The sequence below is a fragment of the Candidatus Hydrogenedentota bacterium genome (genome assembly GCA_016791475.1).
Taxonomy (GTDB): domain Bacteria; phylum Hydrogenedentota; class Hydrogenedentia; order Hydrogenedentales; family JAEUWI01; genus JAEUWI01.
The window spans coordinates 122,413-136,583 of the sequence record JAEUWI010000006.1 but is presented as its reverse complement, the minus strand read 5'-3'; the positions used below and the strand labels follow the sequence as shown (position 1 = coordinate 136,583).

General features: G+C 61.6%; 12 protein-coding genes. 6 read left to right on the top strand and 6 right to left on the bottom strand.

Annotated features, from left to right (window positions below; translation table 11 throughout):
* Positions 1-64: 64 nt before the first annotated feature.
* On the top strand, positions 65-823 hold the full coding sequence (gene truA, locus JNK74_05005) for a tRNA pseudouridine(38-40) synthase TruA (protein ID MBL7645532.1): 759 nt from the start codon (positions 65-67) through the stop codon (positions 821-823).
* 791 nt (positions 824-1,614) lie between these two features.
* Here truA and JNK74_05000 read toward each other — a convergent pair.
* Positions 1,615-2,196 carry an NAD(P)H-dependent oxidoreductase gene (locus JNK74_05000; GenBank protein ID MBL7645531.1) on the bottom strand — a complete coding sequence of 194 codons (582 nt, stop codon included), beginning with the start codon at positions 2,194-2,196 and terminating at the stop codon, positions 1,615-1,617.
* Positions 2,197-2,440: 244 nt separating this feature from the next.
* On the opposite strand from JNK74_05000, the gene JNK74_04995 reads away from it, so the two are divergent.
* From JNK74_04995 to JNK74_04980, 4 genes are all read left to right on the top strand, one after another.
* Positions 2,441-2,590, top strand: coding sequence for a hypothetical protein (locus JNK74_04995; protein ID MBL7645530.1), 150 nt, complete (start codon positions 2,441-2,443; stop codon positions 2,588-2,590).
* Between the two features lie 137 nt (positions 2,591-2,727).
* The gene (gene serA / locus JNK74_04990; GenBank protein ID MBL7645529.1) at positions 2,728-3,954 is read left to right on the top strand and encodes a phosphoglycerate dehydrogenase; all 1,227 of its coding nucleotides are present in this window, start codon (positions 2,728-2,730) and stop codon (positions 3,952-3,954) included.
* Between the two features lie 133 nt (positions 3,955-4,087).
* Positions 4,088-5,362 (top strand): hypothetical protein, encoded by a 1,275-nt coding sequence (locus tag JNK74_04985; GenBank protein ID MBL7645528.1) that lies wholly within the window; start codon positions 4,088-4,090, stop codon positions 5,360-5,362.
* 54 nt (positions 5,363-5,416) lie between these two features.
* Positions 5,417-6,361 (top strand): MerR family transcriptional regulator, encoded by a 945-nt coding sequence (locus tag JNK74_04980; protein MBL7645527.1) that lies wholly within the window; start codon positions 5,417-5,419, stop codon positions 6,359-6,361.
* A 593-nt stretch (positions 6,362-6,954) separates the two neighbouring features.
* Here JNK74_04980 and JNK74_04975 read toward each other — a convergent pair.
* The 5 genes from JNK74_04975 to crtY form a co-directional block, all read right to left on the bottom strand.
* Entirely contained in the window at positions 6,955-8,520 is a 1,566-nt protein-coding gene (locus JNK74_04975; protein ID MBL7645526.1) for an NAD(P)/FAD-dependent oxidoreductase, read from the bottom strand.
* An 81-nt stretch (positions 8,521-8,601) separates the two neighbouring features.
* Positions 8,602-9,594 carry a phytoene/squalene synthase family protein gene (locus JNK74_04970; protein ID MBL7645525.1) on the bottom strand — a complete coding sequence of 331 codons (993 nt, stop codon included), beginning with the start codon at positions 9,592-9,594 and terminating at the stop codon, positions 8,602-8,604.
* Positions 9,595-11,151: a phytoene desaturase gene (locus JNK74_04965; protein MBL7645524.1), complete on the bottom strand. Its 1,557-nt coding sequence runs from the start codon at positions 11,149-11,151 to the stop codon at positions 9,595-9,597.
* Positions 11,144-12,214: a polyprenyl synthetase family protein gene (locus tag JNK74_04960; GenBank protein MBL7645523.1), complete on the bottom strand. Its 1,071-nt coding sequence runs from the start codon at positions 12,212-12,214 to the stop codon at positions 11,144-11,146. The genes JNK74_04965 and JNK74_04960 overlap by 8 nt, the downstream gene beginning before the upstream one ends.
* Entirely contained in the window at positions 12,211-13,377 is a 1,167-nt protein-coding gene (gene crtY / locus JNK74_04955) for a lycopene beta-cyclase CrtY (protein MBL7645522.1), read from the bottom strand. The genes JNK74_04960 and crtY overlap by 4 nt, the downstream gene beginning before the upstream one ends.
* A 215-nt stretch (positions 13,378-13,592) precedes the next feature.
* Here crtY and idi point away from each other — a divergent pair, with 215 nt between their 5' ends.
* Positions 13,593-14,117: an isopentenyl-diphosphate Delta-isomerase gene (gene idi / locus JNK74_04950; protein ID MBL7645521.1), complete on the top strand. Its 525-nt coding sequence runs from the start codon at positions 13,593-13,595 to the stop codon at positions 14,115-14,117.
* The last annotated feature ends 54 nt before the right edge of the window (positions 14,118-14,171 follow it).

Genomic DNA, 14,171 nt, shown 5'->3' with positions numbered 1-14,171 from the left:
AACCTTCATCCTTCAACTTCCCCCCAACTGGCACTTCACGCCGACAGCCCTCTACAATACCCGGATGATGTATCCACTTAAAGGCACCGTCCGCTATGTTGGCACCCACTTCGCCGGCTGGCAATCCCAACATGATCAACGTACCGTTCAAGGCGAGATCGAGGCGGCGATGAGCAAGATCGCCTCGCAGCCCATTCGCATTCAGGGGGCGGGCCGCACCGACGCGGGGGTTCATGCCCTGGGGCAAGTATTCTCCTGCGAATGGCCCCGGCCCCTGAATCCCACGCTTCGCCACGCGCTCTGCATGATGCTGGAGCCGGAGATCCAGATCACGGCCCTGGAGCCAACCACATCGGACTTCAACGCGCGCTTTTCGGCGAAGTCCAAGCGCTATTGCTACACCTTCAATTTCAGCCGGGAAACCGATCCCTTCAGCGCGCCCTACAGTTGGCGGGTGCCCTACAAGATGGATCTGGACTTGGTGACGTCGCTGCTGCCGAAGCTGGTGGGCACCCACGATTTCGCCGGCTTCCAAAGCACGGGCAGCCAGATGAAGACCACCGTTCGCACCCTCTTCGATGTGCAGTTGAAGAAAGGCGGCGTCATTGGCCCCATCGACGCCAAGAACCTTTGGCACATTGAATTCTATGGCGACGGTTTTCTCTACAAGATGGTGCGCAATCTTGCAGGCACCCTGGTGGAAATTGGGCGTGGACGATTCGACCCGTCGTTTATCGACGAGTCCCTGCAGTCGGGCGGGCCCTTCCTGGGCCACTGCGCGCCGCCCCAGGGACTGGTGATGAAGGAAGTGAACTATGAATGAAGGGCGGCCACGACGCGTCCCCATTCGATGGGGCGCACAAAAAAAAAGACGGCGTCATGGACGAAGCCATGCCGCCACCCAGGAGGCAAGTACCTGAGATTGACTGCCGGATACGCCGTGGGATGTTCGGCCCGGCGATTCTTTAGGAATCTGCAAGCTCAGTGACCGCTTGGTTTCTTATCGGCAGGCCTGCGGGGAACTTTAGCGGGCGGGCACGAAAAAGATCGCGCTCCAAATACCTGAAACGCGCTGCAGGAGGCCTGCAACGCGTTTCCGAGGTAAGACCCTGGGGGCGACTCTTAAAGCGGGCGGCGGGATTTTCCGCCCTGGGAGTACATTTCCAGGTATTAAGCAATTGACATCCGTGTCGCGCTGGCCTCGACCTCCTTGTCTCGGCCTTGTACTTAAACTATCGGCACCGTTCCAGAATACTTTAGACGGGCAAAATGGATGGATGGGTATGTCATTCCGATGGTGAAATCCGTACTTCACCACCGCAGGCACAACAGAGATGGCCGACGGAATCTTCCACCTGCGGTATTTGTTGTCCCCGCTCAAAAAAAGAAAAACGCCACAACAAGGTTGTAGTGGCGCCTCTCATGGATGGAAAGACTATGGGACAAATCGCCGATCGCGTTGGTGTTGGGAATGACACCCGGCGTTTCATCTAGCCTTACCCGTCGTCTCCGCCGACCTCCGTGTCGATTCGTCGCCTTGACCTCCGTGTCTCAGCCTCATGCGTCTTATATCGGCAGCGGGGGAAGGTACTTTAGCCCCGCGCGGGACCAATTTTACGCGTGAAACAGCGCGGCCATTTCGGCCAGGCGCGCGCCCAGGCGCTCCACATCCGCCCGAATCTTCTCATCGCCGATGCCTTCCTCGTTGAAGACCTCGGCCGCCTTTGGAATCGCCTTCTGCTCGGGAAGCACCACCACCTGCATCCCCATGAGCACGGTCTGGAGGTGGCGCAGGGCGCGCAGGCCCCCCAGGGCCCCCGGCGAAGTGGCCAGAAGCAGGGCGATCTTGTTTTTGAAGCACGCCAGGGGCGGCTCGCCCTCCTGGCGGCGGCTCACCCAGTCGATGGCGTTCTTGAGCACGGCGGGAAGGGAACCGTTGTACTCCGGGCACGCGATCAACAGTGCGTTGTGGCTTAGGAAAAGCTCGCGCAAGACCTTTGCATTCTCGGGCAGACCTTCGGCGGCTTCCAGATCCTGATCAAAGAGGGGCAGCGTATACTCCCGAAGATCAATCAGGGTGACCTGCGCCCCGGCGGCCTCCGCCCCTTTCGCCGCGGCGGCGACCAGTTTCTTGTTGAAGGAATGGACACGGGTGCTTCCCGCGAAAGCCAGAATTCGGGCGTTGCTGTTCGACATGGGGATACTCCTTTGAAGTAAACAGAGGCAGAATTGCCGGAGACCATTGTCGGGACTGAGTTCAAAGGAAATCAAACGAAGGGTGGGAATTGGGGGTCGTATGGGTCCTTTGGGTCCTTTGGGTCCTTTGGGTCCTTTGGGTCCTTTGGGTCCTTTGGGTCCTTTAGGTCCCTTGGGTCCCTTGGGTCCCTTGGGTCCTTTGGGTCCCTTGGGTCCCTTGGGTCCTTTGGGTCCTTTGGGTCCCTTGGGTCCCTTGGGTCCCTTGGGTCCTTTGGGTCCTTTGGGTCCCTTGGGTCCCTTGGGTCCCTTGGGTCCTTTAGGTCCTTTGGGTCCTTTGGGTCCTTTGGGTCCTTTGGGTCCTTTGGGTCCCTTGGGTCCTTCAAGTCGCGCATAACCTGTGGACTGCGTTCACGCCTGAAGCCTGAAGCCTACAACCCACAGCCTCCCATTTCAGACTTCGGCCCCTCCTCCGGTATACTTTCCGCTGATCCCCAAAAAACCGCCGCCGGGCACGACAGCACAGGTATTGCCATGACCACCACCTCTTTCCCCAAGAACAAGATCAAGGTCCTTCTGCTGGAAGGCGTCCACCCCGAAAGCGTGCGCCGATTCCAGGACGAAGGCTTCAGCGTGGAAGCCCACAAGGGCGCGATGGACGAGGCCGAACTGCGCAAGGCCATCAAGGGCGTTCATATCCTGGGCATCCGTTCGAAGACCCAGATCTCCCGGACAGTCATCGACAAGGCGGACCGCCTGTTGGCCGTGGGCGCCTTCTGTATCGGCACCAACCAGATCGACATCAACGCGGCGATGCGCAACGGCATCCCCGTCTTCAATGCACCCTTTTCCAACACCCGCTCCGTGGCCGAACTGGTCATGACCTACATGGGCATGCTCTTCCGCGGACTCTACGGCAAGATCAAAGGCGCTCATGCGGGCGAATGGTCCAAGGAAACCGCAGGCAGCGTGGAAATGCGCGGCAAGACCATCGGCATCGTGGGCTATGGCCACATCGGCCAGCAGGTCTCCGTCCTGGCCGAGGCCTTCGGCATGCGCGTGCTCTACTACGACGTCATGGACAAGCTCAGCATGGGCAACGCCACCCGCACGGTGGACCTGCGCGATCTCATGGAGCGCTCCGACGTGGTCACACTGCATGTCCCCGGTACGCGCGACACCGAAGGCATGATCGGAAAGAAAGAGCTCGCGTGGATGCGCCCGGGCGCCTTCCTGCTCAACGCAAGCCGCGGCTCCGTGGTCGATATCGACGCCCTGACCACCGCGCTGGACAAGGGAAAAATCGCGGGCGCCGCCCTCGACGTCTTCCCCGTAGAGCCCAAATCCAAGGACGAGAAATTCCAGTCGCCCCTGCAGGGCCGGGACAACGTCATCCTCACGCCCCACATCGGCGGTGCCACCGAAGAGGCCCAGCGCAACATCGGCCTCGAAGTCTCCGGCAAGCTGATCCGCTTCACCAACAACGGCAGCACCGAAGGCGCGGTCAACTTCCCCAGCGAAGTCCTCCCCGAACTCCGCGATCACCACCGCATCCTCCACATCCACCAGAACGTCCCCGGCGTACTGCAAAAGGTCAATACCATGTTCGGCGAGGTCGGCATCAACGTCGCCGCCCAGTACCTCCGCACCCACGAGGACGTGGGCTACCTCATCATGGACACCGACAAGAGCGCGACCAAGGCCATGATCAAACAGCTCTCCGAAATGCCCGAGACCATCAAAGTCCGCGCGCTGTTTTAGCCGCGCACAGGCCGAGCTTTTGGGCGGGTAAATATCCTTGCGCAATTACGGTATCACGCTTATACTAAGCGGGTGAGGCGCTCAAGGCGGGTACCTCTCGTGCGGCGTAACGGCAGCAATAAGGAGCATCGGCATGGGGCGTTCGATTCTTTGGATTCTTGCGATACTGCTGGCCTGCGGCACCCCGGCCGATTCGATTACGGTCGGCACGCGGCTCTACAGCAACGTTTACATACGCAGCGACGGAAGCAACCACCACATCTACTTTCCCGATGAGGGCCGGGTTGAAAAAGTCAGCCGGAAACGCACCGATGTCGGCGAACCCCGGATCGACGAGGACCCGGCCGCGCGGGCGGCCCTGCTGGAGCGCTTCAACCTGAACAAAGCCCGGGCGGAGAAGAAGAGCCCTTCCGGCATAGCGGCGAAACGGCCCGCTGCCGGTTCCGCCGAACCTTCGGGCACCCTCGATTCCAAAGCGATTCACGCAAGGAATCTATTGAAGGAGCAGGCGCTGGAAGACGCCCAGGTGGAATTCTGGAGGAAGCTAAGTGCTGAAGAGCGGAGGCTTATCACTGAGAATCTTCTGCATGTCGGTCAGGAGAACCAGACCAACTTCGAGCGGGAGCGCACGCGGCTGGATAGCGAGATCGAGGCGCTGAATGCTCAGGCCACCCAGCATCAGGAGGAGATCGACCGATTGGCGGCCCTCCGGGATGAGGCACAGCAGGAGGTCATCCGCCGAGACAATTCGGACGCCATCGAGCGACAACTTGAAGAATCGGTGGCCACCTTCGGCCAGTCGAGAAACGGCAATCTTATCAAAGAGATCCTGGATGACGCCGCCACCGCGCAGGCGGGCCAGGCCACCGAAGACCGGGACGAGATCAATCGGCAGTACAGGCGAAGTGTCGCGCCCCATCAAGCGGCCCTCGACGCCATCGATCGCTCCCTGGGAATAATCGAGGACTACGGTATCGGCCTGTCAAGGTCTTCGACGCAAGTCGCCGAACGGGTTGCCTGGTTTCAATCGAGAATCGCTGCGATGAATGGCGGTCTGGACAAACCGTATACGCCGAATCTGCCCGGCTCCGTGGTGGCCGAGTGGCAGGGGGTGCGGAGCTTCAAGTCGGAGTCCTTTGAGATTTCGGAACCCTTCTGGCGGCTCGTTGTGTTGCGGAAGGATCTCGGCATACCGGGGAAGTTCGCCGTTACGGTGTATCTCGCGGAAACGGACCAGCCCTTTACCCGAATCACCAATGTGGACTATCTCCAGATGCGGGTTTGCGTACTGGATGGTCCGGGGCGATACTATCTGAAGATCGAGCAGGACGAATCGGGGATTCCCTATGAGATTCGCGCGGTAACCTTTGCCGAAGTAAACCTGCCGCCCCGGCTCAGACAAGAGTAGTTCTGTCTAAAATTTGTTGTATCTATATGTAGACAGCTCTGCTATAATTCCCCCATGACTTACGAAGAACCCCGACATCCGATCAACTTTGTGGCCCATCGCACGGGCCTGTCCACCCATGTCATCCGCGTGTGGGAACGGCGTTATTCCGCCATCCAGCCCCAGCGGACGGACACCAACCGTCGCCTGTACAGCGACGCGGATGTGGACCGGCTGAAACTCCTCAATCAGGTCAAGGCGCAGGGCCAGTCCATTCGGCTTATCGCCCAGCTCCCCAATCAGGAGCTGAAGAAAATGCTGACGCAGGTGGACGGCGACAAGCTCGCCGCCAGCCCGGCCCTGGACACGCGTCGGGCCGGCGATCAGGACCAGGTCGCCGCGCTGATGTCCACCTGCAAGGATGCTGTTCTGAATATGAACGAGGAGGTGCTCGCCCGGACGCTTCTGGACGCCAGCGTCCAGTTGCCCCTGCTGACCCTGCTGGATGATCTTGTGGGCCCCCTCATGAGCTGGGTGGGCGCGCGCTGGCATGACGGGTCAATACGCGTGGCCCATGAGCACATGGCCACCGCCGCCATACGCAGCTTCCTGGGCCGGATGAAGCAGATCCGCCGCGCGGGCGTGGGTGCGCCCTGCATCGTCATTTCCACCCCCGCCGGGCAGGACCACGAGATTGGCGCGCTGATGGCCGCCACCATCGCGGCCAATGAAGGCTGGCGCGACCTCTACCTGGGCCCCAATCTACCGGCCCAGGAGATCGCCCTGGCCGCCATGGAAGCCAATGCGGTCGCCGTCGCCGTCAGCATCGTGGCGCCGGGCAACAACCCTTCCGTAATCCACGAATTCCATACGCTGCGCCACGTGCTCCAGGAGCGCATACCCATGCTTGCGGGCGGCGGCGGCATCGTGCAGAACCGCCATCACTACGAGTTGGACGGCGTCTACTGCGTGGATAATCTGGCCCAGTTCCGCGACCGGCTGGTGGCGCTGAACCGCTAGCGACGCCGAACCCAAGCGCTATCCCACCGATGGACTCAGATGGACACAGCGTGGCGTAGCCACAACCAAAATTTTGAACCACACAAATTTTCACGAATAAGAACATCAAAATTGGGGTTTGATAGGAATATGGTATTCCGGCCCGAAGGGCCACCAACATATTAGCCTTGGGCGACGCCCAGGGTTAAACGCGTTCAAAAAATATATAAGCCTTGCAAGGGCGCGACATCAGGCAAGTATACAGCTATTACAGTCTTTCAATTCTACGAAAAAATGCACCAAGATAGCAGGTAGTAGTGCAGATGGAAGGCGGGATGGTCGCTTGGCTCTTCCTGGTGTTTTTCAATTCTCCGTGTTTTTACGTACTCAACTAAAGAGAGCGCACGAAGGCACGGGGAAAGAACCTGCGAGAAGGCAATGAAGCAGGTCTCATTGCAGGTGGGAGTACCGCGCCTCTGAACCAATACTTCTGGTACTCCTCTACTTCTCCGGGCCTCCGTGTCTACGTGGCCTAAAAATTTCTGTTAGGCACTTCACTCAACGAAGGTACCTCATACTTTCTTATCTGAGTCCATCTGTGGGAGAATCCTGTCTCAGAATGACTCGCGTCCCCAATCCTCCAGGATCACTCGACTCGCGTTTCGGCCCGCCGCGCCCATGATGCCGCCACCGGGATGGGTACTGGCGCCCGTGAGGTACAGCCCCGGAATGGGGCCTCTGTACTGGTGCGCCCCGAAGGCCGGACGCTGGAAGAACATCTGGTCCGCGGACATCTCCAGATGCATCACGTTTCCTCGCAGCAGGCCCAGTTCCCGCTCCAGATAGAGGGGCGATTCTACCAGCCGGTCAATCACCGCCCCCTTGACGTTCGGCGCGTAGGCCGCCAGAGTATCGAGCATGCGGTCCGCCTCGCGATTGCCAATGTCGTCCCAGCTTTCGCCACTGGCCAAGTCGTAGGGATAGTACTGGCCCCAGAGAAAGAGCGTGTGCTTTCCCGCCGGCGCCAGGGACGGATCGGCCCGCGAAAAGGTCATGGCGACCAGCGCGGGATCCTTCGACGCCTCGCCCCGCTCGAAGTCCGCGTAGGATGCATCAAGATAGTCCATGCTCGGGCAGACAAACTGGAGGGCGTTGTGATGCTCGCCACCCTCCGGCCCCGTGGGCAGGGCGGTGTAATTGGGCAGCTCGTTCATGGCAAAACGCACCACCATTCCAAAGCCATTTCCTATACGCCGCTTCATCACCCGCTTGCGGAATCCCGATGGAATAGCGTCCTTGTCCAGCATGCTCAGCGTTGTGTGTATGTGGGCGCCAGACACTACATTCCTGCCCCGGATCACCGTCCCGTCGGCACATTCCACGCCACAAGTCCGGCCCTGCTCCACCAGAATTCGCCTAACCGGCGCGCCGGTGGTGATGGTCCCGCCGTGGGCCTCGATCATCTTCGCCAGGGCCTGGGTGAGCATGCCCGAACCGCCCCGGGGACGGCGCATGCCGCTGCGATGGTACAGCGGATGCCACATGGCCAGCGGGCCTGAAACAGCTTCATTGGGCGGCGGTCCTGACTGGGCGGCCATCCAGCCGACGAGGGCCCGCACGCGGGGATCGCTGAAACTGCGCCGCACCAGGGCGCCATAGCCGAGGAGCGCATCGCGGCAGGTTTCCCGGAAATTCTCGCTCCGGGCCCAGGTGTCCACCATGAGCGACTGGGTAATCTGCTTCAGGGACGGCGGGTTCATGAACGCGTCCAGGAAGGTCTCCGCTACCGGCTCCCACTTCTTCACGAAGGCCCCGTACGCCACGGCATCGCGTTCTGAAATGGCCGCGATGCTTTCGCAAGTCTTGTCGATATCGCGCCACACCGTAATCTGGCTGCCGTCGGGAAAGGGATGAAAAAACAGGGGGTCCAGGTCAATGTAGTCCAGACCGTATTGCTCCAGACCCAGTTCCCGAACGATGGGCGTGTGGTTGATAAGGATATGAGCCGAGCCCCCCAGGTCAAACTTGAAGCCAGGCACAATTTCCTGCGTCACGACGGCGCCCCCCACGACGGGACGCCGCTCGACCACGTGTACCCGGCAACCGGCCCGGGCCAGATAGCCGGCGCAAACCAGCGCATTGTGGCCGGCGCCCACGACAACGAAATCATATTCGGACATGTTCAGTTTTCTTTCTGAGGCTGTTGATCTCTAATCGAAAGCTATTTCCCGTTATCGGACGGATCAGGCGGATCGGAGTGCTCACACCGATCGGTCCGATCGGTCCGATCGGTCTGATCCGTCCGATTTCTCCAGCAACAGCACGTCATCGGGAAAGCGAAGGGGCGCGCCCAGCGCCGCGGGTACAAACCGATGCAGGCTGCGGTAGGGCATCTCCGCCGCACACTCGCCGAGAGCCTTGAACGCCAGCGTCACCTTGCGGGCTTTCGGCACCACCGCGCGACCGGCAAAGACATCGCACTCGCTCCGCCGGACCACGCGGCCGATCTCGGCATAAATATAGCGCGCCGCCCGCACGGCGAGTGCCGCCCGCCAGGAAAGGCTCCGCATGCCGATATCGGCCGAGGCGTAGTAGGCGTCAGCCCGCTGGAGCAGTTCTTCCACCGATCGGGCCAGTGCGAATCCCAGGGAAACGGGGAGGGGCTGTCCCCGCAACCCGGGCAGGGCCGTGCCGCCGTGGCGGCTGAGAATACTCCAGGGAATGTACAGTCTTCGGTTCTCCCAGTCTTCCCGGACATCGCGGCAGATGTTGGTCAATTGCATGGCGATGCCCAGGTGCACCGCATGCTGCAGCGCTTCGGGCTCGCGCACCCCGAGCACGTGGCTCATCATCAAACCAACCGTCCCGGCCACGCGGTAGCAATAGAGCAGCAGGGTTTCCATGTCGTCGTAGTCCGTGCCTCGGGCGTCCATGGCCATGCCCTGAAGCAGCTCCGCCGGGTAGTCCCGTGGAATGGCGTAGCGGGTGACCACCAGCCGCATGGCCTGGACAAGGGCATCATCCAACGGCGCTTCGCTGTATATCTGGTCCAGTTCGCGCTCGAGCCTTTCCAGCGCTGCCTCACGCCCTTCGGGCCGCGCCAGATCGACCGCGTCGTCGGCCCGGCGGCACCAGGTGTACAGGACTTCCACCGGGTGGCGGGCCCCTGCGGGAATCAGCGCGGAGGCGAAGGCGAAGCTCTTGCTGTGGTGCTGAATCGTTTCCCGGAAGATGCTCTGGTTTGCCCCCGCCACTCAGCGCGCCCCCACACCCAGGTCGGCCAGCACGAGCCCCGCCGTGGCCTTGGCCGAGTTCACCACACCGGGAACGCCCGCGCCGGGGTGGGTGCCCGATCCGGCAATGTACAGACCGGGAATCCTCGGATCGCGATTGTGCGGCCGAAACCAGGCGCTCTGGCGCAGCGTCGGCGCCAGGGAGAAGGCCGAGCCGTGATAGGCGTGAAGTGTGTCCTGAAAGTCCGCCGGCGTCATCCACCGTTTTGTCACTACGTGCCGTCGGAGGTCGGGCATGGTCCGCTCCAGATAGGCCAGAATCTTGTCGGCATATACCGGTGCAATCGATTCCCAGTCCAGCTTCGCATTCCCGAGATGGGGCACGGGACTAAGCACGTAAAAGGTACCGCAGCCCTCCGGCGCCAGGCTGGGATCGGTGACGGTGGGCGCGTGGAGGTACAGGCTGAAATCTTCGGGCAACTGGTGGCCATGAAAGATATCGTCCAGCAGCCCTTTGTAGCGCGGCCCGAAGAGGACCGTGTGGTGTGCGATATCGTAGGGGCGATCCGTGCCGAAGTAGAGCACGAAGAGGGACATGGACCACTCGGAGCGCTCCAGCTTGCGTTGCATCGGAAGCGCGGAAGGTACAGAGCGATAGAGGCGCGCGTAGGTGTGGTGAACGTCGGCATTGGAAACCACGGCGTCAAAGGGCGCGGTTTTGCCCTCGCGCCAGTGGAGGCAGTGACCGGGGCGCGATTCACGCGCCTCCAGGGTCACCTCGTGCACCGGGGCGTTGAGGTTCATGGTGCCGCCGAGGTCTTCGAAGAGGCGCACCAGCGCGCGGATCAGGGCCCCGGTTCCGCCAACGGGGAAGAAGACGCCCCATTTGCGCTCCAGATAGTGAATCAGGGTGTAGATGGCGCTGGTCTCAAAGGGATTGCCCCCCACCAGCAACGAGTGAAAGCTCAGGGCCTCGCGGAGGTGCTCGTCCTTCACATAGCGCGCCACCGTCTTGTACACACTCCGATCCGCCCGCAGACGCGCGAGGTCCGGTCCCACCCGCACCATGTCGCCAAAACGCAGAAAGGGCACGTGGGCCAGTTCCTCATAGCCTTTGACGAATACCTTGCGTGTAAATTCGAGAAAGCGCTGGTAGCCTTCGGCATCCTTCGGATTTCGGGCGTTGATCTGGGCCAGCATGGCGTCCAGATCCCCGGTATAATCCAGCGTATCACCGTCGTCCCACTGAAGGCGGTAAAAAGGATGAACCGGGAGCAGGGTCACATAGTCCGACATTCTTCGCCCGGCCACTTCAAAGAGTTCTTCCAGGCACTGGGGCGCCGTGATGACCGTCGGGCCCCCGTCGAATATGAAGCCCTGATCCTCGTAGACATAGGCCCGCCCGCCTGGCTTGTCGCGGCCCTCAAAAAGGGTCACCTGAACGCCGCCCGCCTGCAGGCGTATGGCGGCGGCCAGACCGCCAAAACCACTGCCGATAACGGCCGCCGTGGGACGGGGCGGATGATCGGCCCCTGGGTGCCGGGCCGGGGGGTTGACCGGGGAGAGTACTTCAGGCATAGCTTTGCTCCAGGCGGGTGAACTCGCGGTGGATGGCTTCCACGGTGGCCGGGCGGACAATCGCGGGGCGGACCGCCTCCAGCGCCAGGTCCAGCTCACCACGCAACAGTACGGAAAGATCCGCGGGCAGCACATGGCGAAGGCGCTGGCGGAGAAAGGTGAAATCGACATGACCCGCCTGAACATCGTGGGACAGATTCACGAGTTCCCGGTACGCGGCCCCTTCCAGGCGCTCCGCAGCCCAGACCCAGGGCCAGGTCGGCGTGCCTTGCATCAGGTCCTCCCGGGCCTTCTCCGATCGGTCCTCGCTCGTGATGGATCCCGCGTCGTCAAGCATCTGCAGGATGCCGCCAAGGCCTTCACCGAATCGAGCAAAGGCCTCCCGGGCTTCCGAATCCGCACCCGCGCCCATGGCGCCGAGGTAGGCGGAGAGGCCCATGAGGGCGCCTGTCTTCAGCGCAGTTTTTGAACGGACCACACCGACCATGTCCTGCTGGTGGATATCGTGAACCTTGAGCGATACGTCCAGGCCCTGGCCCAGATGGCAGCGGTGCTGGGTTTCCGCCAGCTTCCTCAGGGCCGCCAGTTCCTGCTCGGGCGAGAAATTGGCCTCCGACAGCAGTCGCACCGGCCAGAAATAGAGCCAGTTTCCGGCATTCAGCGCCGTGGCGAGCCCATAGCGCTCGTGAAGCGCCACGTCGCCCCGGCGCAGACTGGCCTTGTCTTGAATATCGTCAATAATCAGCGAGCCCGCATGGAGCGCCTCCACCGACAGCGGTATGGAAATGCACAATTCCCCTTCGCCACCGGCCGCGGACCAGGCCCACTCGGCCATGTGGGCCCGAAACATCTTCGAGCCCCGACCGAGAAAATCGCGCAGAGGCGTCCCCAGGGCTTTCTGCCAGTACTGGCGCGGCAGGGCCACCCCGTTTCCCGCGCCCTGACGTCGAAGTGAATAGGGCTCCAGCTCAAGTCGCAATTGATGCAGGAGACGTGCGCGGATACGGGCGGGCGCCAGGGGCCCCGATGGGGCCGACGTTTCGGCGATGGCGGGTCCAATCATCGATGAAGAGCTCCTTTTACCATGCGTTTGACGGAGAATCCTTTGGGCGGTCGCCCCGTGAACATGCGGGCCATATCGGCGCGCTCCAGGGACAGCCGGTAGAAGCGGGCGATGGTCTCTTCGGGCTGATGATAGAAGCGCTTGAAGATATGAAAACGGTCCTGCGGTTCGTAGGCCGTGAAGAGCAGCCGGTTGAGAAACGCGGCGAAGCGGTATTGCCGCTGGTGCCCCGTGAGGAGGTCCGCCCACGCCGGGCCCAGGGGATTGCCCGGCGCCGCGTTGGCCACATGGAGCGCCACGCGCAACGCCACCGGGAAAGAGTAGCCGGTGGCCGGGTGAATAAAACCGCCACCGTAACCCGCGACCATCGGCATGGCGTTGGGCCAGTCCGTGCGCGCCGTCCAGGGCATGGGCAGTACGCCCGACTCCTTGCGGATTATCGACTTCACGTCGTAGCGACGCTCGGCGGCATAGGCCAGCACGCTCGCTTCAAGCGCCGCCACGTCCAGGTCCGGATTATCGGAAAAGCGCGTATCCTCGATCAGTACGCGGTCGGGCCCATAGGGGAGAACGTAGAAAAAGCGGAAGCCGTCTTCCTGGGGTACGCAGGCATCCATCAGGATCGGCACCCGGGCCCGACCCGGCGCGCCCAGCCGCAATTCCAGACCCACAAACTTCTGATAGCCGGTGGCCGCCCGGGGCGTGTCATCCAACACCGGGCCCCGGGCATCGATCACGCTGCGACCGTGGAGCACTTCCCCGGTTTCCAGCACCACACGGTCACTACGGACTTCCGTGGCGCGGGTGGAAAGAATCAGACGAGCCTGGGACGACCGCTGGAACTGGTGGAGGAGGAGTCGATTCAGGTGGCTGGAATGCAGCGAGCGGTAGCCCAGGCGTAGCTCCCGAATGAAACGCGGAAAGTGCACCTGATACGTATCCCAGCTATATTGCGCCAGGGGCCTCAGCTCCCACGCGTGGGACTCGGGCACGTCGGACGCATGGTAGGACCAGGTGTGATTGCCGCCGAGGCAGTCCCCCGCCTCAATCAGCGCCACCCGGGCCTCGGGATCACGCTTCAGAAGCAGCCACGCAATCAGGCCGTTCTGGAGTCCGCCACCGACCAGCAGGTGGTTGAAGGTATGTACCGCCGGATTCGCCACCGCATTTGCCTCAGGATTATGGACGTGGTGCGCGCACGCAGCACCGACGCCGGGTACATCATGGAGGGATCATCTTGCGACCCTCTTAAACCCATCTTACCGGGCATATTATATTTTGTCAAGGTTTATTTTGACAAAACATAGACGCCGTGTTACATTTCTGGAGGCGGAACGAAGTAGACTGACGCCCGAAACCCGATGGAGTGAACGTGGCTATGTTTGGTGAAGTTATTCTGGTCGACAGTGCGGACAAGCCGCTGGGCCGCTGTGAAAAGCTTGCGGCCCATCAGACGGGAGAATTGCACCGCGCCTTTTCGGTCTTCCTGTTCGACGGGCAGGGCCGGTGGCTGCTGCAACGGCGCCACCCAGACAAGTATCACTCTGGAGGCCTCTGGACGAATACGTGCTGCAGCCACCCGCAGCCTGGCCAGGAGACCATGGAAGCGGCCCGGATTCGCCTCGGCCAGGAAATGGGGATAGAAACGCCCATCACCCCGCTGTTTCAGTTTCTTTACCATGCCCGCTTCGACAATGGACTGATCGAGCACGAACTGGACCACGTATTCGTGGGGCGTTTCGAGGGCATACCTGAACCGGACCCGGCCGAGGTATGCGAATGGCGGTGGATTCAGGGTGTGGATTTGATGGAGGAGATAGCGGCTCACCCGGAGCACTTTACGGTGTGGTTTCGCGAAGCGGCGGGGCGTGTGCTGAAGCACGTGGAGTCTGCGGCGGCCTGATGGCCTGCGGACCACGAAAAAGGCGCGCCCCGGAGGACGCGCCTGAACGTGTTC

Coding starts and splice junctions, on each gene's coding strand:
- truA (MBL7645532.1), top strand. CDS start 65: ATGATGTATCCACTTAAAGGCACCGTCCGCTATGTTGGCACCCACTTC.
- JNK74_05000 (MBL7645531.1), bottom strand. CDS start 2,196: ATGTCGAACAGCAACGCCCGAATTCTGGCTTTCGCGGGAAGCACCCGT.
- serA (MBL7645529.1), top strand. CDS start 2,728: ATGACCACCACCTCTTTCCCCAAGAACAAGATCAAGGTCCTTCTGCTG.
- JNK74_04985 (MBL7645528.1), top strand. CDS start 4,088: ATGGGGCGTTCGATTCTTTGGATTCTTGCGATACTGCTGGCCTGCGGC.
- JNK74_04980 (MBL7645527.1), top strand. CDS start 5,417: ATGACTTACGAAGAACCCCGACATCCGATCAACTTTGTGGCCCATCGC.
- JNK74_04975 (MBL7645526.1), bottom strand. CDS start 8,520: ATGTCCGAATATGATTTCGTTGTCGTGGGCGCCGGCCACAATGCGCTG.
- JNK74_04965 (MBL7645524.1), bottom strand. CDS start 11,151: ATGCCTGAAGTACTCTCCCCGGTCAACCCCCCGGCCCGGCACCCAGGG.
- JNK74_04960 (MBL7645523.1), bottom strand. CDS start 12,214: ATGATTGGACCCGCCATCGCCGAAACGTCGGCCCCATCGGGGCCCCTG.
- idi (MBL7645521.1), top strand. CDS start 13,593: ATGTTTGGTGAAGTTATTCTGGTCGACAGTGCGGACAAGCCGCTGGGC.